This is a genomic window from Rahnella sp. PAMC25617 (genome assembly GCF_050606005.1).
Classification (GTDB): domain Bacteria; phylum Pseudomonadota; class Gammaproteobacteria; order Enterobacterales; family Enterobacteriaceae; genus Rahnella; species Rahnella variigena.
This window is the reverse complement of record NZ_JBOCUM010000018.1, coordinates 115,370-135,027: the sequence shown is the minus strand read 5'-3', so window position 1 is coordinate 135,027 and position 19,658 is coordinate 115,370. Positions and strand designations below refer to the sequence as shown.

Annotated in this window: 17 protein-coding genes and 2 tRNA genes; 15 read left to right on the top strand and 4 right to left on the bottom strand. The window is 53.7% G+C overall.

Translation table 11 applies throughout. The features are described from left to right. Positions 1-104: 104 nt before the first annotated feature. The 6 genes from ACM615_RS21520 (at position 105) to yjfF (ending at position 5,279) form a co-directional block, all read left to right on the top strand. A tRNA-Asp gene (locus tag ACM615_RS21520) sits at positions 105-181 on the top strand. 52 nt (positions 182-233) lie between these two features. Beyond that, positions 234-309: transfer RNA gene (locus ACM615_RS21515), tRNA-Trp, on the top strand. Positions 310-713: 404 nt separating this feature from the next. Beyond that, positions 714-1,670, top strand: a complete 957-nt coding sequence (ytfQ, locus tag ACM615_RS21510; RefSeq protein WP_112290278.1) for a galactofuranose ABC transporter, galactofuranose-binding protein YtfQ — start codon at positions 714-716, stop codon at positions 1,668-1,670. Positions 1,671-1,781: 111 nt separating this feature from the next. After that, positions 1,782-3,263 (top strand): galactofuranose ABC transporter, ATP-binding protein YtfR, encoded by a 1,482-nt coding sequence (gene ytfR / locus ACM615_RS21505; RefSeq protein WP_207914785.1) that lies wholly within the window; start codon positions 1,782-1,784, stop codon positions 3,261-3,263. A gap of 10 nt (positions 3,264-3,273) precedes the next feature. Next, on the top strand, positions 3,274-4,293 hold the full coding sequence (gene ytfT, locus ACM615_RS21500) for a galactofuranose ABC transporter, ATP-binding protein YtfT (RefSeq protein WP_112290281.1): 1,020 nt from the start codon (positions 3,274-3,276) through the stop codon (positions 4,291-4,293). Beyond that, on the top strand, positions 4,293-5,279 hold the full coding sequence (gene yjfF / locus ACM615_RS21495; RefSeq protein ID WP_113878114.1) for a galactofuranose ABC transporter, permease protein YjfF: 987 nt from the start codon (positions 4,293-4,295) through the stop codon (positions 5,277-5,279). The genes ytfT and yjfF overlap by 1 nt, the downstream gene beginning before the upstream one ends. A gap of 11 nt (positions 5,280-5,290) precedes the next feature. On the opposite strand, the gene hdfR is transcribed toward yjfF, so the two are convergent. Then, the gene (gene hdfR / locus ACM615_RS21490) at positions 5,291-6,115 is read right to left on the bottom strand and encodes an HTH-type transcriptional regulator HdfR (protein WP_112290284.1); all 825 of its coding nucleotides are present in this window, start codon (positions 6,113-6,115) and stop codon (positions 5,291-5,293) included. A 118-nt stretch (positions 6,116-6,233) separates the two neighbouring features. On the opposite strand from hdfR, the gene ACM615_RS21485 reads away from it, so the two are divergent. Further along, the gene (locus ACM615_RS21485; protein WP_112290286.1) at positions 6,234-6,572 is read left to right on the top strand and encodes a DUF413 domain-containing protein; all 339 of its coding nucleotides are present in this window, start codon (positions 6,234-6,236) and stop codon (positions 6,570-6,572) included. Between the two features lie 25 nt (positions 6,573-6,597). On the opposite strand, the gene ACM615_RS21480 is transcribed toward ACM615_RS21485, so the two are convergent. Continuing rightward, entirely contained in the window at positions 6,598-8,133 is a 1,536-nt protein-coding gene (locus tag ACM615_RS21480; protein WP_431012498.1) for a YifB family Mg chelatase-like AAA ATPase, read from the bottom strand. A 366-nt stretch (positions 8,134-8,499) separates the two neighbouring features. Between ACM615_RS21480 and ACM615_RS21475 the strand changes: the two genes are divergently transcribed. From ACM615_RS21475 to ilvA, 7 genes are all read left to right on the top strand, one after another. Further along, complete coding sequence (locus ACM615_RS21475; RefSeq protein WP_129637832.1) at positions 8,500-9,738, top strand: MFS transporter; 1,239 nt, start codon at positions 8,500-8,502, stop codon at positions 9,736-9,738. Between the two features lie 132 nt (positions 9,739-9,870). Next, on the top strand, positions 9,871-9,972 hold the full coding sequence (ilvL, locus tag ACM615_RS21470; protein ID WP_015699153.1) for an ilv operon leader peptide: 102 nt from the start codon (positions 9,871-9,873) through the stop codon (positions 9,970-9,972). Between the two features lie 147 nt (positions 9,973-10,119). After that, positions 10,120-11,784 (top strand): acetolactate synthase 2 catalytic subunit, encoded by a 1,665-nt coding sequence (ilvG, locus tag ACM615_RS21465; protein ID WP_431012497.1) that lies wholly within the window; start codon positions 10,120-10,122, stop codon positions 11,782-11,784. Then, positions 11,781-12,044: an acetolactate synthase 2 small subunit gene (gene ilvM / locus ACM615_RS21460; RefSeq protein ID WP_013577547.1), complete on the top strand. Its 264-nt coding sequence runs from the start codon at positions 11,781-11,783 to the stop codon at positions 12,042-12,044. The genes ilvG and ilvM overlap by 4 nt, the downstream gene beginning before the upstream one ends. 16 nt (positions 12,045-12,060) lie before the next feature. Next, positions 12,061-12,990: a branched-chain amino acid transaminase gene (locus ACM615_RS21455; RefSeq protein ID WP_095924174.1), complete on the top strand. Its 930-nt coding sequence runs from the start codon at positions 12,061-12,063 to the stop codon at positions 12,988-12,990. Between the two features lie 203 nt (positions 12,991-13,193). Further along, on the top strand, positions 13,194-15,044 hold the full coding sequence (ilvD, locus tag ACM615_RS21450) for a dihydroxy-acid dehydratase (protein ID WP_112290317.1): 1,851 nt from the start codon (positions 13,194-13,196) through the stop codon (positions 15,042-15,044). A gap of 5 nt (positions 15,045-15,049) precedes the next feature. Then, complete coding sequence (ilvA, locus tag ACM615_RS21445) at positions 15,050-16,594, top strand: threonine ammonia-lyase, biosynthetic (RefSeq protein ID WP_113878109.1); 1,545 nt, start codon at positions 15,050-15,052, stop codon at positions 16,592-16,594. A gap of 48 nt (positions 16,595-16,642) precedes the next feature. On the opposite strand, the gene ilvY is transcribed toward ilvA, so the two are convergent. Beyond that, positions 16,643-17,524, bottom strand: coding sequence for an HTH-type transcriptional activator IlvY (gene ilvY / locus ACM615_RS21440; protein ID WP_112290295.1), 882 nt, complete (start codon positions 17,522-17,524; stop codon positions 16,643-16,645). 186 nt (positions 17,525-17,710) lie between these two features. On the opposite strand from ilvY, the gene ilvC reads away from it, so the two are divergent. Further along, positions 17,711-19,186 carry a ketol-acid reductoisomerase gene (gene ilvC / locus ACM615_RS21435; RefSeq protein WP_431012496.1) on the top strand — a complete coding sequence of 492 codons (1,476 nt, stop codon included), beginning with the start codon at positions 17,711-17,713 and terminating at the stop codon, positions 19,184-19,186. Positions 19,187-19,290: 104 nt separating this feature from the next. Here ilvC and ppiC read toward each other — a convergent pair whose 3' ends face one another. Further along, positions 19,291-19,572: a peptidylprolyl isomerase PpiC gene (ppiC, locus tag ACM615_RS21430; protein WP_015690589.1), complete on the bottom strand. Its 282-nt coding sequence runs from the start codon at positions 19,570-19,572 to the stop codon at positions 19,291-19,293. Between the last annotated feature and the right edge of the window lie 86 nt (positions 19,573-19,658).

The window sequence follows — 19,658 nt, the reverse complement described above, 5'->3', positions numbered from 1 at the left end:
CCAGGCATCAAATTAGTAAAGAACGTGTTCCTTTTCCCGTGACAAGGAAAATAACAGGAACAAGCAGGTATCAGCCGATTGCTGATGCGTGTGAAAGAACCGGTGGAGCGGTAGTTCAGTTGGTTAGAATACCTGCCTGTCACGCAGGGGGTCGCGGGTTCGAGCCCCGTCCGTTCCGCCACTTATTTGATTATGCCTGCTAATTTTAGCAGGCATAATGTTAAGCGTAATTTAGGGGCGTAGCTCAGTTGGTAGAGCACCGGTCTCCAAAACCGGGTGTCGCGAGTTCGAGTCTCTCCGCCCCTGCCATATTGAAACCCTTCGCGAAAGCGAGGGGTTTTTTTTCGTCTGTAATTTGTCCTCCTTTCTTATCGCGCTCATTAACCCCTCAATAAAACCCATGTCTTGCCGGTTTTTGCACCATTTCGGCTCAATGCGCTCCATTTCCCTGGTTGTTTTTTGTCATGTTTTGGCTGAATACATGCACTAATTGATTGTTCTCCCCGTATGTGACCCCGCTCATGCTCCCTTTTTCCCAGTGTACTAAACCTAATCATCGTCCTGTGACGACAAACCGCCCCTGACAATACTGTTTTCATTCTTTTTCCTGACGTCGTGTCGAGAGGAATGAACACTGAGGTCGGGTGAACGTCCTGGCCGTACCCTACGAGTCATAACAAAAAGTAGCTCAGACTACACGCGAGGAAAGAAACATGTACAAACGCTTAATTGTGGCAGCAGCAGTGGCAACAGCACTTTGTGGCGCGGCTCATGCAGCTCCGCTGGTTGTTGGTTTTTCGCAGATTGGCTCTGAGTCTGGGTGGCGTTCTGCGGAAACAAAAGTGGCTAAGTCCGAGGCCGAAAAACGCGGTATCACACTCAAAATTGCTGATGCTCAGCAGAAACAAGAAAACCAAATCAAAGCCATACGCTCCTTTATCGCTCAGGGTGTGGATGCCATCTTCATCGCGCCGGTCGTGGCCACAGGGTGGGCTCCGGTTCTGACGGAAGCTAAAGAAGCCAAGATCCCGGTATTCCTGTTAGACCGTACTATCGAAGTCAGTGATCCTTCTCTCTACACCGCCGCAGTGGCTTCGGACAGCGTATATGAAGGCAAAGTGGCCGGAGACTGGTTGGTCAAAGATGTCGCCGGTAAGCCGTGTAATGTTGTTGAATTACAAGGCACCGTGGGCGCAAGCGTCGCCTTAAACCGTAAACAAGGCTTTGCCGATGCGCTGAAAGCTGCGCCAAACGTCAAAATTATCCGTTCACAATCTGGTGACTTCACCCGTAGTAAAGGTAAAGAAGTCATGGAAAGCTTCATCAAGGCTGAGCAAAACGGTAAGAACATTTGTGCTGTTTACGCCCATAACGATGACATGGCAATCGGTGCGATTCAGGCCATTAAAGAAGCCGGCCTTAAGCCGGGTTCGCAGATTAAAATTGTTTCAATCGATGGCGTTCCTGACATCTACAAAGCGATGCTGGCCGGTGAAGCGAATGCTTCTGTTGAGCTGACGCCTAATATGGCGGGCCCTGCATTTGATGCTCTGATTGCAATGAAAAAGGATGGCACTCAGCCTAAGAAATTCATTCAGACTCAGTCTGCGCTTATCCTGCCGGATATGGCTCAGAAAGAATACGACATGAAAAAAGACATGGGTTATTAAGCCGGTTTACCGGCTTGCCTCAGCGGCAGGCCGGTAAAAATTATTCCCTTTTCGCCCCCTGGCGAATGCAGCAGGAGTAGTGACGTGACGGATAATCCTGGTTCAGAAACACTGCTTGAGGTCCGCGGTTTATCCGTAGAATTTCCCGGCGTTAAAGCGCTGGAAAATGTCGACTTCACGCTCGAACGTGGCGAAATAGTGGCACTGTTAGGTGAAAACGGTGCGGGCAAGTCCACGATGATTAAAGCGCTTACCGGTGTTTATAAGCGCTCTTCCGGACAAGTTTTTCTCAACGGAAAATCGATTGAACCGGTCAATACTGCTGATGCTCAGTCGCTTGGGATCGGCACGGTATATCAGGAAGTTAACCTTCTGCCGAATATCTCTGTCGCCGCTAATCTCTTCATCGGGCGCGAACCGACCCGCTTCGGGCTGGTCAATCAGCGCAAGATGGAACAACAGGCCGAATCCCTTCTGGAAGGTTATGGTCTGCATCTGGATGTCAGCCAGCCTCTTTCCACTTATTCCATTGCTATCCAGCAAATCGTGGCCATTGCCCGCGCTGTCGATCTTTCAGCGCAAGTCTTAATACTCGATGAGCCAACAGCCAGTCTGGACGCCAAAGAAGTCAGCATGTTGCTCGATATTCTTGTTCAGCTGCGTGACAAAGGCGTGGGGATGATCTTCGTGACGCATTTCCTCGACCAGGTTTATCGGATCAGCGACCGGATAACGGTTTTACGTAACGGTAAACGAGTGGGATCTGAACGTACTGTTGATCTGCCACGTATCGATCTGGTGCCAATGATGCTGGGACACAGCTTTGATGAAAGCCTGCTAAAACGTACCGAGCATCGCAATGTGACGGGCGAGCCTTTGGTCGATTTCAAAGATTATGGCCGTCGTGGGGTCATTGAAAATTTCAACCTGAAAGTACGGCGTGGCGAAATCGTAGGGCTGGCAGGTTTGCTGGGATCAGGGCGAACAGAAACGGCGCAGTTGATCTTCGGTATCAAGGGACATGACAGCGGCAGCGCGCAGGTTGATGGCAAACCCGAAACCATCAGCACCCCCCGCAAGGCCGCGAAGCTTGGGTTTGGTTATTGCCCGGAAGATCGCAAAACGGATGGGATTATCGGTGCCGCCACAGTGCGTGAAAATATCATCCTTGCCTTACAGGCTCAGCGCGGCTGGTTGCGACCTCTTCCCATGAAAGAACAGCACCAGATAGCCGAAAAATTCATCAAGCTGCTCGGTATCCGCACACCGGGTACGGAGCAGGAAATTCAGTATCTCTCCGGCGGTAATCAGCAAAAAGTGCTTCTTTCCCGCTGGCTTGCGACCAATCCCCGTTTCCTCATTCTCGACGAACCCACACGTGGCATTGATGTGGGGGCTCATGCAGAAATCATCCGTCTGATTGAGAAACTTTGCGATGAAGGGCTGGCCTTACTGGTCATTTCATCTGAACTGGAAGAGCTGTCGGGCTATGCCGACCGCATCGTGGTGTTACGCGACCGTCGTCATGTGACAGAAATAGAGCAGGCTGAAATCTCCGTACCAGCCATTATGAAAGCCATTGCGGCGCAATGAGGAGATATCAATGAGCAACAGGAGTCTGCCAATGACGGGAAGACCGCGCAAAGTAAGATTTGTATTTCCTAAGGGTGCCACGCAAATCGGCGCTTTCGTCGCCATATTAATCATCGACAGCCTGGTCGCCCCCGGATTTTTCTCTATTCATATTCAGGACGGCCGGCTGTTTGGCAGCCTGGTAGACATATTCAACCGCGGCGCGCCTGTAGCACTGCTGGCTCTTGGGATGACGCTGGTTATCGCGACCGGCGGGATCGACCTTTCCGTCGGAGCCGTGATGGCGATAGCGGGTGCGACGGCGGCGACCATGACCGTACAGGGCTATCCGCTGGCGATGGTATTGCTGGCATCAGTTGGTGTTGGTGCGATATGTGGCTTGTGGAATGGATTTCTGGTCGCAGTCCTGCAAATACAACCGATCGTTGCCACGCTGATGCTGATGGTCGCCGGAAGGGGGATCGCACAGTTAATAACGGAAGGACAGATTGTCACGTTTGAACATAACGGTTTATCGCAGTTTGGCAGTGGTTCTCTGTTTTATCTGCCGATGCCGGTGATTATCGCCGTCGTCATGCTGGTGCTGGTCTGGGCGCTGACGCGAAAAACGGCGCTCGGATTGTTTATCGAATCCGTCGGCATCAACATCCGTTCTGCTTATAACGCTGGCGTAAACGCCCGTCTGGTGCTGATTTCTACTTACGTCATCTGCGGGATTTGCGCGGCTGTTGCAGGCGTGATTGTGACCGCGGATATCCGCGGTGCAGATGCTAATAACGCCGGTTTATGGCTGGAGCTTGACGCTATTCTTGCCGTCGTCATCGGTGGCGGCTCGTTGCTGGGCGGCCGTTTTAACCTGCTTCTTTCGGTAGTCGGTGCGCTGATTATTCAGGGAATGAATACCGGCATTCTGCTCTCCGGCTTTAAACCCGAATTCAATCTGGTACTGAAAGCCCTGGTGGTTCTCGCCGTACTGGTGGTTCAGTCACCCCGCGTCTCGCTCAGTAATCTGTTCCGGAGGAAGGGATAATGCTTAAAAGAAATCTGCCCCTGCTGATTACTATCTTGGTGTTCCTGGCCGGATACGCTTATTGCTTCACGCAGTTTCCGGGCTTTGCTTCCACGCGTGTCTTCTTTGATTTACTGACGGACAACGCCTTCCTGGGCATTGTCGCGGTCGGTATGACGTTCGTTATTCTCTCCGGCGGTATCGACCTTTCCGTGGGCTCTGTTATCGCTTTCACGGGCGTATTGCTGGCGAAACTGATAGGCACTTACGGTGTTGCGCCCGGTTACGCGTTTGTCATTGTGCTTTTGATGGGCGCGCTGTTCGGGGCGCTGATGGGCTGGATTATTGATACGCTAAAACTGCCGGCTTTCATCATCACGCTGGCGGGCATGTTTTTTGTGCGCGGAATGAGTTTTATCGTCTCGGAAGAATCGTTGCCGATTAACCATCCGGTTTATGATTTCCTCGCCAATTATGCCTGGAAAATGCCCGGAGGCGGCCGTTTCACTTTGCTGGCTCTGGTCATGTTGCTGGTGGTGCTGGGCGGGATTATTCTGGCGCATCGCACGCGATTTGGTAACAACGTCTATGCCGTCGGCGGAAGTAACGTTTCGGCTGCGCTGATGGGTGTGCCGGTTCGCCGTACCACGATTTATATCTATATGCTCTCAAGTTCGCTGGCCGTGTTATCCGGCATCATTTTCTCGCTGTACACATCTGCAGGGTATGCACTCGCTGCCAGCGGCGTAGAGCTCGATGCTATCGCTTCTGTCGTCATTGGCGGTACGTTGCTGAGCGGCGGCGTAGGCACAGTGTTGGGCAGCTTGTTTGGCGTGCTCATTCAGGGGCTGATACAAACCTACATCACTTTCGATGGCACGCTCAGCTCGTGGTGGACCAAAATCGTGATGGGTGTGTTGCTGTTCATCTTCATCGGATTGCAAAAAGGTATGGGTACCTTCTGGACAGCCAGAAGAGCGCGCCATCCGCGGCCTGAACCGTCCTGAGGCCGGACGGTTCAGAGATTAGTGATCAGCGGCGTTTTGAGTAACTGACGGATCAGAACCTGCTGATCGCTGGTTTGCAGCCAGACGGCGTACAGCGGGCGGATCACCGGCGGGATCTCTTCATGCACCGACAGTTGCGGATATTCCTTCGCCCAATGCGCGGGCAGGAAAGCGCAACCGCCGGTATTTTCCAGCAACTGGCGCGTCAGATGCGCAGAGGTTGTGGTCAGCACCGGTTCCTGATCGCTGTTTTGCAGCTTTTCCTGCTGAGGAAAGTCCGCACCCCATTCCAGTTTCACATACGGTGGATGTTCTTCCCTGACCGTTTTCTGTGATGAGAAAAGTCGTAACGAGAAATTACCTAACAGCTGGCTTGAAAGCTCATCCATCTTCGGCGGTTCAGTGGTGATCAGTAAATCCAGTTGTCTTTCATGCAATTGTTTGACCAGAGACTGGCGAAGGGCGATGCGTGCCTCAAGTCTCAGTGCGCCGCGCTGCGTGTAAAGCGATTGCAGCCACGGGGTCAGATAGGCTTCCCAAAGCGAGGCCGTTGCCCCAATCGACAATTCAGTGTGCTGTAACGAACGTACCACCTCTTTTTTCGCCATCTGCCAGGTCGACATCAGATTCTCAGCATAAGGCAGCAGGCGTTCTCCTGCGGGCGTTAACCGGATGTTGTTGCGATGCCGTGTGAACAAATTGGCGCCAAGTTGGGTTTCCAGTTGTCGGATACGAAAACTGACGGCAGATTGCGTCAGATATAGGGATTCCGCCGCCCGACCAAAGTGGCGAGTTCTACTGACCTCCAAAAAGGTTTTCAGTAATTCCGTGTCCAAAACTATCTCCAATATTTTTTGTCGTTAAGATTTAAATGTTTTGTTTTACACAATGTCAAGCCTAACTAATACTCCGCGCCATAACAGCACGACCATGAGAGAATTAGGAGCGTGTCAGATGGCGGAAAGCTTCACCACGACAAATCGTTTTTTTGATAATAAACATTACCCTCGCGGGTTCTCCCGGCATGGCGATTTCACCATTAAAGAAGCGCAAATGCTAGAACGTTACGGCTTTGCCTTTAACGAGCTGGATCTGGGAAAACGTGAGCCTGCTAACGACGAAGAAAAACTGTTCCTGGAGGTTTGCCGCGGTACGCGTGAACCTGTGACAGATGCAGAAAAAGTGTGGAACAAATACATTGTCCGCACCCGTCGTCCGAAGAAATTCCACACGTTGTCTGGCGGTAAACCGCAGGCTGACGCTGTAGAAGACTACACGGAAAGCGATGACTAATGAAACGGGGCGATGCCCCGTTTTTTTATGCCAGACTCTTATGCAGAGTTAACAATAGCCTATCCATGCTGCGATAGCTTAGCGCCTCAGCAATATGCCGTCGTTCAATCTCCCCAACACTACCCAAATCAGCCAATGTTCTCGCGACTTTCAGAATGCGATGCCAGGCTCTTACCGATAAACCCAGCTTATGCAGTACCTCTTCCAGGAACTCTGCGTCTGCTTTGGCTAACACACAATACGTTTCCACTTCGCTGCTGCTCAGATGCGCATTGATTTTCCCCGCGCGGTTTAACTGTATTTCTCTGGCGTTCAGTACCCGTTCCCGCACTTGTGCGCTGTTTTCCCTCAGAACAGGCGTATGGTTTTGCTGACTCAAAATACCGGGCGGCAGGAGCGGGACTTCAATCGACAGATCGAACCGGTCGAGGAAAGGCCCCGAAAGCCGGCTCAGATAGCGTAAAACCTGCTGTGGCGGCGTGCGGTTGTGGATGCCCTGATAATGTCCGGTCGGGCTGGGATTCATCGCTGCAATCAACTGCGCTCTTGCCGGATATCGGACTTTCGCCCGTGCGCGGGAAATGGTGATTTCGCCGGATTCCATCGGCTGGCGCAAAGCATCCAGAACCTGCCGCTGAAATTCAGGCAGTTCATCGAGAAACAGCACACCATTATGGGCCAGCGATATTTCTCCTGGTCTGGGCAGCGAGCCACCCCCGACCAGCGCACTCATCGACGTGCTGTGATGCGGTGCCCGAAATGGCCGTACGCGTGAAAAACCGCCGTCTTCTTCCGGGTTATACACCAGACTGGCGATAGCTGCGGTTTCTAACTTTTCCTCATTGGTCAGCGGTGGCAACAATCCCGGCAACCGGCTCGCCAGCATGGTTTTTCCGGTGCCCGGCGGTCCTATCAGCAATAAATTATGGCCGCCTGCCGCCGCGACCTCCAGTGCGCGCTTGGATTGTTCCTGCCCGATGATGTCTGAAATGTCCGGCTGATGTGCCGGAATGGCCGGGTGAACGGGAAATTCGATGGCCGGCAAATTATCTTCGCCCTGCAAAAACGCACAGACCTGCAATAAGTGCCCGGCCACCCGCGCGACACCGGGATCGAGCAGCGTCATTTCCGTTTGATTACTTTGCGGCAGGATCAATATCCGGCCTGCTTTCTGCGCCTCAAGTGCTGCCGGTATCGCACCATTTACGCTGCGTAGCGCACCAGAAAGCCCGAGTTCGCCCACAAACTCGTACTCCTCAAGCTTATCCCCCTGAAGCTGCTCTGAGGCCACCAGAATCGCCAGCGCAATGGATAAATCATACCGGCCACCTTCTTTCGGCAAATCGGCTGGCGCAAGATTCACGGTGATGCGTTTTGCCGGAAAGGTGAATCCGCAGTTGATGATGGCGCTGCGAACCCTGTCTCTGGCCTCTTTGACGGTGGTTTCCGGTAAACCGACCAGCGTCAGAGCCGGTAAACCGTTGCTGATATGTACCTCGACCGAGACGCCGGGCGCCTGAACACCCAGTGAGGCGCGGGTATACACCACGGCTAATGACATGCTTTTTCCTTTGCTGTGAGATTTCCTGGGGGCAGCATGCCTGAGCCTGAAACACTTGCGGGGAGAAGATTTGCACGATGCGTAACATCGCGGATAAATATTCTGTAAGTCAGTGGGTTAACACAGACAGATGCGAAGCGTATCGCAACCGCAGCAATACTCATTAACAGTTTGATGTGTTCGGAAACAAATTAGCCCGCTAATTAAGTTGCTGGTTATACAGGCTGAGGTGTTTAATTTAATTGCATTTAACAATAAATAAACAAATGCGAATCATTGATTAACATCTCGCGGCCTTACTGAGGGTTTTCCGGAACGTCCCGGTGAGCGCATAACCTACAGCTATTCCGGAATAGGGATACACCCATGTTTGGTTGGACTTCTCGGCAGCGTAACGTTGCCATCGCCAGTTTTCTGAGCTGGACTCTCGATGCTTTTGACTTCTTCGTTCTGGTCTTCCTGCTCAGTGATATTGCCACGGCGTTTCAGGTTGATATCAAACAGGTCACGCTGGCTATCCTGCTGACACTGGCCGTGCGGCCAATCGGTGCGCTGCTGTTCGGGCGTGCTGCGGAGAAATACGGGCGCAAGCCGGTTCTGATGGTCAACATCGCGCTGTTTTCATTCTTCGAGTTGTGTACCGCAGCGGCGCCTTCGCTGACCGTATTCCTGATCCTTCGCGTCATTTACGGCATTGCGATGGGCGGTGTCTGGGGCGTGGCCTCTTCGCTGGCGATGGAAACCATTCCTGACCGCTCACGCGGCATGATGTCGGGGATTTTCCAGGCGGGTTATCCCTTTGGTTATTTGCTGGCCGCCGTGGTGTACGGCTTATTGTTTGATGTGGTGGGCTGGCGCGGAATGTTTGTGATTGGTGCGGTGCCGATTTTCCTGCTGCCATTTATCTGGTTCAAAGTGCAGGAGTCACCGGTCTGGCTGGCAGCGCGGGAACGCAATGAAAGCACGGCTCTGATGCCGGTGCTGAAGAAAAACTGGAAGCTGTGTGTCTATCTGGTGGTGCTGATGGCGGGCTTTAATTTCTTCAGTCACGGTACGCAAGATCTCTATCCGACCTTCCTGAAAGTTCAGCACGGTTTCGATGCACATACCGTCAGTTTAATCGCCATAAGCTACAATATCGCGTCAATTATCGGCGGGATCTTCTTTGGTTCGCTTTCTGAAAAGATTGGTCGCAAGAAGGCGATTATTATTGCCGCACTGCTTTCACTCCCGGTCATTCCTCTATGGGCATTTTCCGGCGGTTCGTGGATGCTGGGACTCGGGGCGTTTCTGATGCAGTTTATGGTGCAGGGCGCATGGGGCGTGGTGCCGACTTATCTGACAGAACTGGTGCCCGCCAACACCCGCGCGGTTCTGCCGGGATTTGTTTACCAGCTCGGCAACCTGATTGCTTCAGTGAATGCGACGCTTCAGGCCTACATTGCCGAAAGCCATGGACACAATTACGGACTGGCGATGGCGATAGTAGCCGGTACTGTCGCCATTCTGATTTCGGTTCTGGTGGCCTTTGGCCGGGATACCCGCGGAAAAGCCATTGCCGGAGCAATAAATAATCAGAAGGTCAGCGATCGCGCTAAGGTTTGATTTATCAGACGATTTCCTGCGAATTGTGCAACGGACTGCAAATAATAACGCAAGAAAAATGTTGTCATTAAATAGCTGACTGTGATAACTCTGTAGGCAATCGTTCGCAATATGAATTATAGAAACCTAAAAATGAAAGCCCTTCTCCTCGTAGTTAGCCTAGTCGTGATTAGCGTGGTGGTGATTATTATCCCACCGTGCGGGGCTGCACTTGGACGAAGAAAGGCTTATTAAACAAGCCTGAACCTGAAAAGAAACCCCGCACCGAAAGGTCCGGGGTTTTTTTTTGGGTCAGGAATTTCAGAGAACAGTGAAGCGGGGTCGGAAAATGAGCAACAGCATAATATTCTGCACTTGTCGCAAAAAGGCAGGAGAATAAGGATGAACGGAGCACAGTGGGTAGTACAAGCGTTGCGTGCGCAGGGTGTAAATACAGTATTTGGATATCCTGGCGGGGCAATCATGCCGGTATACGATGCATTGTATGACGGCGGCGTGGAACACCTGTTGTGCCGGCACGAGCAGGGCGCCGCAATGGCTGCCATCGGCTATGCCCGTTCAACCGGAAAAGTTGGCGTCTGTATCGCCACTTCCGGTCCTGGCGCGACCAACCTCATCACCGGTCTGGCCGACGCGCTGTTAGATTCTGTTCCGCTGGTGGCTATCACCGGTCAGGTTGGCTCCGCATTCATTGGTACCGATGCTTTCCAGGAGATCGACGTTTTAGGCTTGTCTCTGGCCTGCACCAAACACAGCTTCCTGGTTGAATCGCTGGACGCATTGCCGGAAATCATGGCGGAAGCTTTTGCCATCGCCACTTCAGGGCGTCCGGGGCCGGTTCTGATCGACATCCCGAAAGACATCCAGCTGGCGACCGGAGAATTGCCGCCACACTTGCTGGCGGTGGAAGAAACCTTCCCGCATCCGGTGGCTGAACTGCAACAGGCCAGCGCGATGATCGCTGCGGCGCAAAAACCGATGGTCTACGTCGGCGGCGGCGTGGGGATGGCGCAGGCAGTTCCGGCCTTACGCGAATTCATCTCAACAACCGGTATCCCGGCCGTAGCGACGCTGAAAGGGCTGGGCGCACCGGATGCCACTGACCCGTGCTATCTGGGAATGCTGGGTATGCACGGCACCAAAGCCGCTAATCTGGCGGTTCAGTCCTGCGATTTACTGATTGCCGTTGGTGCGCGTTTTGATGACCGGGTGACCGGCAAGCTGAATACCTTTGCGCCAAATGCGGCCATTATCCATATGGATATCGACCCGGCCGAACTGAACAAACTGCGTCAGGCGCACGTAGCGTTGCAGGGCGATCTGAATGCTCTGTTACCTGCGCTTTACTCATCGTCTAAGAACGGCCAGCCGCTGAATATCAGCGCATGGCGTGACGAAGTGATGACGCTGAAAGCGCAGGGGGAATGGCGCTACGACCATCCGGGCGAAGCGATTTATGCGCCGCTGTTACTGAAACAAATCTCTGATCGTAAATCTGAAAATACCGTCGTGACTACCGACGTCGGTCAGCATCAGATGTGGACCGCGCAGCACATGCAGTTCAGCCGCCCGGAAAACTTCATCACCTCCAGCGGTCTGGGCACGATGGGCTTTGGCGTTCCGGCGGCCGTCGGCGCACAGGTTGCCCGTCCGGACGACATGGTGATCTGCGTTTCCGGCGACGGCTCGTTCATGATGAACGTTCAGGAGCTGGGCACCATCAAACGAAAACAGTTGCCCGTCAAAATCCTGCTGCTGGATAACCAGCGTTTAGGGATGGTCCGACAGTGGCAGGAACTGTTCTTCGACGGACGCTTCAGTGAAACCAACCTTTCTGATAATCCCGATTTTGTAACGCTGGCCAGCGCATTCAACATCCCCGGCCAGCGTATCCACCGTAAAGACCAAGTCGATGCCGCTCTGGACGCGTTCTTCAATAGCGAAGGCCCGTATTTGCTTCAGGTTTCCATCGACGAAAATGAGAATGTCTGGCCGCTGGTTCCACCGGGCGCAGGCAACGAAACCATGTTGGAGAAAATGTCATGATGCAGCATAACGTCTCAATCCAGGCCCGTTTCCGCCCTGAAATGTTAGAACGCGTATTACGCGTTGTCCGCCACCGTGGTTTCCAGGTGTGCGCGATGAACATGACCCCGATGGTCAATGCGGAAAACATAAATATCGAATTGACCGTTGCCAGCCAGCGCCCGGTAGATTTACTGTCATCACAGTTACGCAAACTTATGGATGTCGCTTGTGTCGAGATCCAGCAACATACATCACAACAAATACGCGCGAATGCGTGAGTAAAGGAACGAAAGAATGACGAAGAAAGCTGATTACATTTGGTTCAATGGCGAGATGGTTCCGTGGGCAGAAGCGAAGGTTCACGTCATGTCACACGCACTGCATTACGGCACATCCGTATTTGAAGGCGTGCGTTGCTACGACTCCCATAAAGGCCCGGTCGTATTCCGTCACCGTGAACACATGCAGCGTCTGCGCGATTCCGCAAAAATCTACCGTATGCCGGTTTCTCAGAGCGTGGATGAGCTGATGGAAGCTTGCCGCGAGACTCTGCGCAAAAATAATCTGGTCAGCGCGTATATTCGTCCGCTGGTATTTGTCGGCGATGTGGGTATGGGCGTTAACCCGCCGGACGGCTACAAAACTGACGTGATCATCGCCGCCTTCCCTTGGGGCGCGTATCTGGGCGAAGAAGCGCTGGAGCAGGGCATTGACGCAATGGTGTCTTCCTGGAACCGCGTTGCCGCCAACACCATTCCAACTGCCGCGAAAGCCGGTGGTAACTACCTGTCCTCATTGCTGGTCGGCAGCGAAGCACGTCGCCACGGTTATCAGGAAGGTATCGCGCTGGACGTTCACGGTTATGTCTCTGAAGGTGCAGGCGAGAACCTGTTTGAAGTGAAAGAAGGCATTCTGTTTACACCTCCGTTCACCTCTTCCGCCCTGCCGGGTATCACCCGTGACGCGATTATTAAACTGGCGAAAGACATGGGTCTGGAAGTTCGCGAACAAGTTCTGTCCCGTGAATCCCTGTATCTGGCTGACGAAGTCTTCATGTCCGGTACTGCCGCAGAAATCACGCCAGTTCGCAGCGTCGATGGCATTCAGGTTGGCATCGGCAAACGTGGTCCGGTCACCAAACAAATTCAGGATGCGTTCTTCGGCCTGTTCACCGGCAAAACCGAAGATAAATGGGGTTGGCTGGATCCAATCAACCCACAGTAATTACCCGTCATCCTTCAGGCAGCTTCTGCGTTGGCTGCCTTTATTCACCCCGGTCACTTACCTGAGTAAGCTCCCGGGGATTCATTCAGTTGCCGCCTTGCTGCAACCCGAATGATTTAGGGTAATGATGAGGATAAATTAGAAATTCAGCAGGCAGCGATATCGTTGCCTGCTAAACAGAAATGATTTGGAGTGAACAGAGCATGCCTAAGTACCGTTCCCACACCACGACACATGGTCGCAACATGGCTGGCGCCCGCGCTTTATGGCGTGCCACCGGCATGACGGATAACGATTTCGGCAAACCGATTATTGCCGTCGTCAACTCATTCACCCAGTTCGTACCGGGCCACGTGCATTTGCGCGATCTGGGTAAACTGGTTGCCGAGCAAATCGAAGCGTCTGGCGGCGTGGCGAAAGAGTTCAACACTATCGCCGTGGATGACGGGATCGCCATGGGTCATGGCGGCATGCTGTATTCACTGCCTTCTCGCGAGCTGATCGCGGACTCCGTGGAATACATGGTTAACGCGCACTGTGCCGATGCCATGGTCTGTATTTCCAACTGCGACAAAATCACCCCGGGAATGCTGATGGCCTCACTGCGCCTGAACATTCCGGTGATCTTTGTTTCCGGTGGTCCGATGGAAGCCGGTAAAACCAAACTGTCAGACAAAATCATCAAACTCGATCTGGTCGATGCGATGATTCAGGGCGCAAACCCGAACGTCAGCGATGCCGACAGCGAACAAATCGAACGTTCTGCCTGTCCGACCTGCGGTTCCTGTTCCGGTATGTTTACCGCCAACTCGATGAACTGCCTGACCGAAGCGCTGGGTTTGTCTCAGCCGGGTAACGGTTCATTGCTGGCAACGCACGCTGATCGCCGCGATTTGTTCCTGAACGCCGGTCGCCGCATCGTTGAGCTGACCAAACGTTATTACGAAAAAGACGATGAAAGCGCATTGCCGCGCAACATCGCCAGCAAAGCTGCATTCGAAAATGCCATGATCCTGGATATCGCGATGGGCGGCTCGACTAACACCGTTCTTCACCTGCTGGCTGCCGCGCAGGAAGGCGAAATCGACTTCGACATGACCGACATCGACCGTCTGTCACGCAAAGTCCCGCACCTGTGTAAAGTTGCGCCGAGCACACAGAAATACCACATGGAAGACGTTCACCGTGCCGGTGGCGTGCTGGCTATTCTGGGCGAACTGGATCGCGCCAATCTCCTGAACCGCGACGTGAAAAACATTCTCGGCCTGACCCTGAACCAGACGCTGGATCAGTACGACATCATGCTGACCAAAGACGAAGCGGTGAAAAAAATGTTCCGCGCCGGTCCGGCAGGTATCCGTACTACCCAGGCGTTCTCACAGGATTGCCGCTGGGATACGCTCGATGACGACCGCGCCGAAGGCTGTATCCGTTCTCTGGAACATGCTTTCAGTAAAGACGGCGGTCTGGCTGTGCTTTACGGCAACATCGCCGAAGCGGGCAGCATCGTTAAAACCGCAGGCGTGGATGAATCCAACCTGACTTTCCGTGGTCCGGCCAAAGTTTACGAAAGCCAGGATGATGCCGTTTCCGCGATCCTCGGCGGCAAAGTGGTTTCCGGCGACGTGGTAGTTATCCGTTACGAAGGGCCGAAAGGCGGGCCGGGCATGCAGGAAATGCTGTATCCGACCACCTATCTGAAATCCATGGGGCTGGGCAAAGAGTGTGCGCTGATCACCGACGGTCGTTTCTCCGGCGGTACCTCCGGTCTGTCCATCGGCCACGTTTCTCCGGAAGCGGGCAGCGGCGGCCTGATTGCGCTGGTGGAAGATGGCGACATCATCGACATCGATATTCCAAACCGCAAAATGGTGCTGGACGTTCCTGCGGCGGAACTGGCAGCGCGTCACGAAGCCGAACTGGCGCGTGGCGACAAAGCCTGGACGCCGAAAAACCGTGAACGTGTGGTTTCTCTGGCGCTGCGTGCTTACGCATTGCTGGCAACCAGCGCGGACAAAGGCGCAGTACGCGACAAGTCTAAGCTGGGAGGCTGACAGTCATGGCGGTATCACAACCTCTACCCGACCAGCCGTGCGGCGCAGAATATCTGCGTGCCGTGTTGCGTGCGCCGGTTTATGAAGTCGCGCAGGTGACGCCTTTGCAGGTCATGGAAAAGATCTCTTCCCGGCTGGGTAATACCATTCTGGTGAAGAGGGAGGATCGTCAGGCCGTCCACAGTTTTAAACTGCGCGGTGCGTATTCGATGATTGCCAGCCTGACCGAAGAGCAGGCCGCACGCGGCGTCGTCACGGCGTCAGCGGGCAACCACGCACAGGGCGTCGCATTGTCGGCAACCAAAAAAGGCATCAAATCTCTGATTGTGATGCCGGTAGCGACAGCCGATATCAAAGTGGATGCCGTGCGTAATTTCGGCGGCGAAGTGCTGCTGCATGGTGCGAATTTCGATGAGGCGAAAGCCAAAGCGATTACGCTATCGCAGGAACAGGGCATGACGTTTGTGCCACCGTTCGACCATCCGGCGGTGATCGCCGGACAGGGCACGCTGGCGATGGAACTGCTGCAACAGGATGCGCATCTCGATCGCGTATTCGTACCCGTCGGTGGCGGTGGTCTGGCAGCCGGTGTGGCGGTGCTTATCAAACAGCTGATGCCGCAGATTCAGGTGATCGGCGTTGAAGCCGAAGATTCAGCCTGTCTGCGCGCGGCACTGGACGCTGGTGAACCGGTGGATCTGGCGCGTGTCGGGTTGTTCGCAGAAGGCGTGGCGGTGAAGCGAATCGGCAACGAAACCTTCCGTCTGTGTCGCGAATATCTCGATGACGTGATCACTGTCGACAGCGATTCCATCTGCGCCGCAGTAAAAGATTTGTTCGAAGACGTGCGTGCAATTGCTGAACCTTCCGGCGCGCTGGCGCTGGCGGGGCTGAAGAAATACGTGCAGCAGCACAATATTCAGGGCGAGCGTCTGGCGCATGTGCTTTCCGGCGCAAACGTGAATTTCCACGGTCTGCGTTATGTGTCAGAACGCTGCGAGCTGGGCGAACAACGCGAAGCGCTGCTGGCGGTGACCATTCCTGAGCGCAAAGGCAGCTTCCTGAAATTCTGTCAGCTGCTGGGTGGCCGTTCGGTGACGGAGTTTAACTACCGTTATGCCGATGCGGACAACGCCTGCATTTTTGTGGGTGTGCGTCTGACGCGCGGGCATGCAGAGCGTCAGGAAATCATCGACGAACTGAATCACGACGGTTATCAGGTTGTGGATTTGTCCGACGATGAAATGGCGAAACTTCACGTGCGTTACATGGTGGGCGGGCGTCCGACCAAGCCTCTGCGCGAGCGGCTTTACAGCTTTGAATTCCCGGAATCTCCGGGTGCCTTGCTGAAATTCCTGCACACGCTGGGCACGCACTGGAATATTTCGCTGTTCCATTACCGCAGCCATGGCACTGATTTTGGTCGCGTGCTGGCGGCGTTTGAGCTGAATGAAGAAGAGCCGGAGTTCGAACAGAACCTGTCTGCGCTGGGCTATGACTGTCACAACGAAAGTGATAATCCGGCGTTCCGCTTCTTTTTAGCGGGCTAGACTCAGAGGGGCACCTGAAAAGTGCCCCTTTTTTTATCCGGCGATTGCTCAGAGTAACTGCCAGAACGCGTCGATCAGCGGTTCGTTCAGACGTTTTTTCTGCACGCAGACGCCCAGCTCCAGCGGTGCGCCGAGCGTGACGTTATCCAGAACAGAAATACGGTTGCGTACCGGCTCCGGACTGTTATCGACCACCACCGACGGAATAAGCGCGATCCCGCAACCGAGCGCGACCATCGACACAATGGCTTCGTGGCCGGACACCGTGGCGTAAATCTGCGGATTGCTCAGGCGGTTGCGTTTGAACCAGATGTCGATACGTTTTCGCGCCGGGCCGTGTTCCGGCAGGATGAACGGGATTTGTGACCAGTCCGGATGTGGCTCGCTGACTTGCGTACGCACCGCGCAAGGCAGCGAAGGGGAAATCAGGATCATCGGGATTTCGCCGATCTGCGTGAAATCGACGCTGCCCGGTAAACTTTCCGGACGACCGGCAATCGCCAGATCCGCTTCTGTGGACTGGACTTTTTCAACCGCATCCGCGGCGTCGCCGGTGGTCAGTTTGATTTCGACCAGCGGATGCTGCGCACGGAAACGGTCAAGGATCGGCGGTAAATGGCTGTAGGCGGCGGTGACTGAGCAGAACAGGTGCAGTTCGCCGCTCAGCGTCGGGCCATGCTGATCCAACCCGCTGCGCAGTTGCTGGTAATGCAGCAGCGTCTGCTGGGCAAAGTTTTTGAGTTGTTCGCCTGCACTTGTCAGTTGTACGGTGCGGTTATCTCGCTGAAATAACGGCTGGCCGAGTTCTTCCTCCAGCCGCTGGATCTGGCGCGATAACGTGGACGGGCTGACATGCATCGCCTTCGACGAACGCCCGAAATGGCGGCTTTCCGCCAGATGTAAAAACAGTTTCAGATCACGTAAGTCCATAAAGAATGTCCGGCTCTTTGGCGTTAAAGATGACTGATTGAGAGTATTGCATAATCTGCAATGTCATCTTCGTAATATATCAATTTAAGCAATGTGTCACATGACATATAGTGAATTCACGGCGTTCACCAGCTCACCGGTGAAACAAAAAATAACAGCACTTACCTCGATAGAACGGAGCAACACATGGCTAACTATTTCAACACACTGAACCTGCGTCAGCAGCTGGCACAACTGGGCAAATGCCGCTTCATGGGTCGCGATGAATTCGCGGACGAAGCCAGCTATCTCAAAGGTAAAAAAGTGGTGATTGTAGGCTGTGGCGCACAGGGCCTGAACCAGGGTCTGAACATGCGTGATTCCGGTCTGGATGTGTCTTACACCCTGCGTGCAGAAGCCATTGCTGAGAAGCGTGCTTCATGGCGTAAAGCGACCGAAAACGGCTTTAAAGTCGGCACCTACGAAGAACTGATCCCGCAAGCGGATCTGGTGGTTAACCTGACGCCAGACAAACAGCACAGCGCGGTGGTTAAAGCGGTTCAGCCTCTGATGAAAGACGGCGCAACGCTGGGCTATTCCCACGGTTTCAACATCGTTGAAGTGGGCGAGCAAATCCGTAAAGACATCACCGTAGTGATGGTTGCGCCGAAATGCCCGGGCACCGAAGTGCGTGAAGAATACAAACGTGGTTTCGGTGTACCAACACTGATCGCGGTTCATCCGGAAAACGACCCGAAAGGCGAAGGCATGGCGATTGCTAAGGCCTGGGCAGCAGCTACCGGCGGCCACCGTGCGGGCGTTCTGCAGTCTTCTTTCGTAGCCGAAGTGAAATCTGACCTGATGGGCGAGCAGACTATCCTGTGCGGTATGTTGCAGGCGGGTTCTCTGCTGTGCTTCGACAAACTGGTTGCTGACGGTGTTGATGAAGCGTACGCAGAAAAACTGCTGCAGTTCGGCTGGGAAACCATCACCGAAGCGCTGAAACAAGGCGGTATCACGCTGATGATGGATCGTCTGTCTAACCCGGCGAAACTGCGTGCTTATGCGCTGTCCGAACAACTGAAAGAGATCATGGCGCCACTGTTCCAGAAACACATGGACGACATCATCTCCGGCGAATTCTCCAGCGGCATGATGGCTGACTGGGCGAACGACGACAAAAACCTGCTGACCTGGCGTGAAGAAACGGGCGCAACTGCGTTCGAAAACGCACCACAGTTCGACGGTAAAATTTCCGAGCAGGAATACTTCGACCACGGTGTTGTGATGATTGCGATGGTGAAAGCGGGCGTTGAGCTGGCCTTCGAAACCATGGTGGCTTCCGGCATCATCGAAGAATCGGCTTACTACGAATCACTGCACGAACTGCCGCTGATCGCCAACACCGTTGCGCGTAAGCGTCTGTACGAAATGAACGTGGTTATCTCTGATACCGCTGAATACGGTAACTACCTGTTCGCTAACGCTGCCGTGCCGTTGCTGAAAGAGTTCATGACCACGCTGCAGGCGGGCGATTTGGGCAAATCTGTGGCTGAAATGCAGGTTGATAACGCGCAGCTGCGTGATGTTAACGAAGCCATTCGCAACCACCCGATTGAGTCTATCGGCCGTACTCTGCGTGGCTATATGACCGATATGAAGCGTATCGCCGTCGCGAGTTAAGATTTTCCTGCAACTCGAATTATTTAGGGTTTTCGGAAGATAAATAAAAAGGGCACTGCATGAAAATGCGGTGCCCTTTCTTTTGGTTCTGGCTGAAGCAAAACTTAGTTGCGGTACAAAATCTTAATGATGTGGTAACCGAACTGAGTGTGCAGCGGGCCTTGTGGCTCGATCAGTGGTGCTGAGAAAACCACTTTATCGAAAGCCGGCACCATTGCGCCTTGCTTGAATTCACCTAAATGGCCGCCTTTCTTACCTGACGGGCAGGTAGAATGCTTCTTAGCCAGTTTCTCAAAATCGCCACCGTTCTTCAGTTGTTCCAGAAGATCAAGCGCCTGTGCTTCTTCCTTTACCAGGATGTGCATTGCTGCGGCAGTTTTTGCCATGATAAGACCTTTTTTGCGAGAGTGTTTCCAGACGCGTAATGTAACATCTGAAACGGCGCAGGGGGAATCCGGCCTGCGTTCCGGGA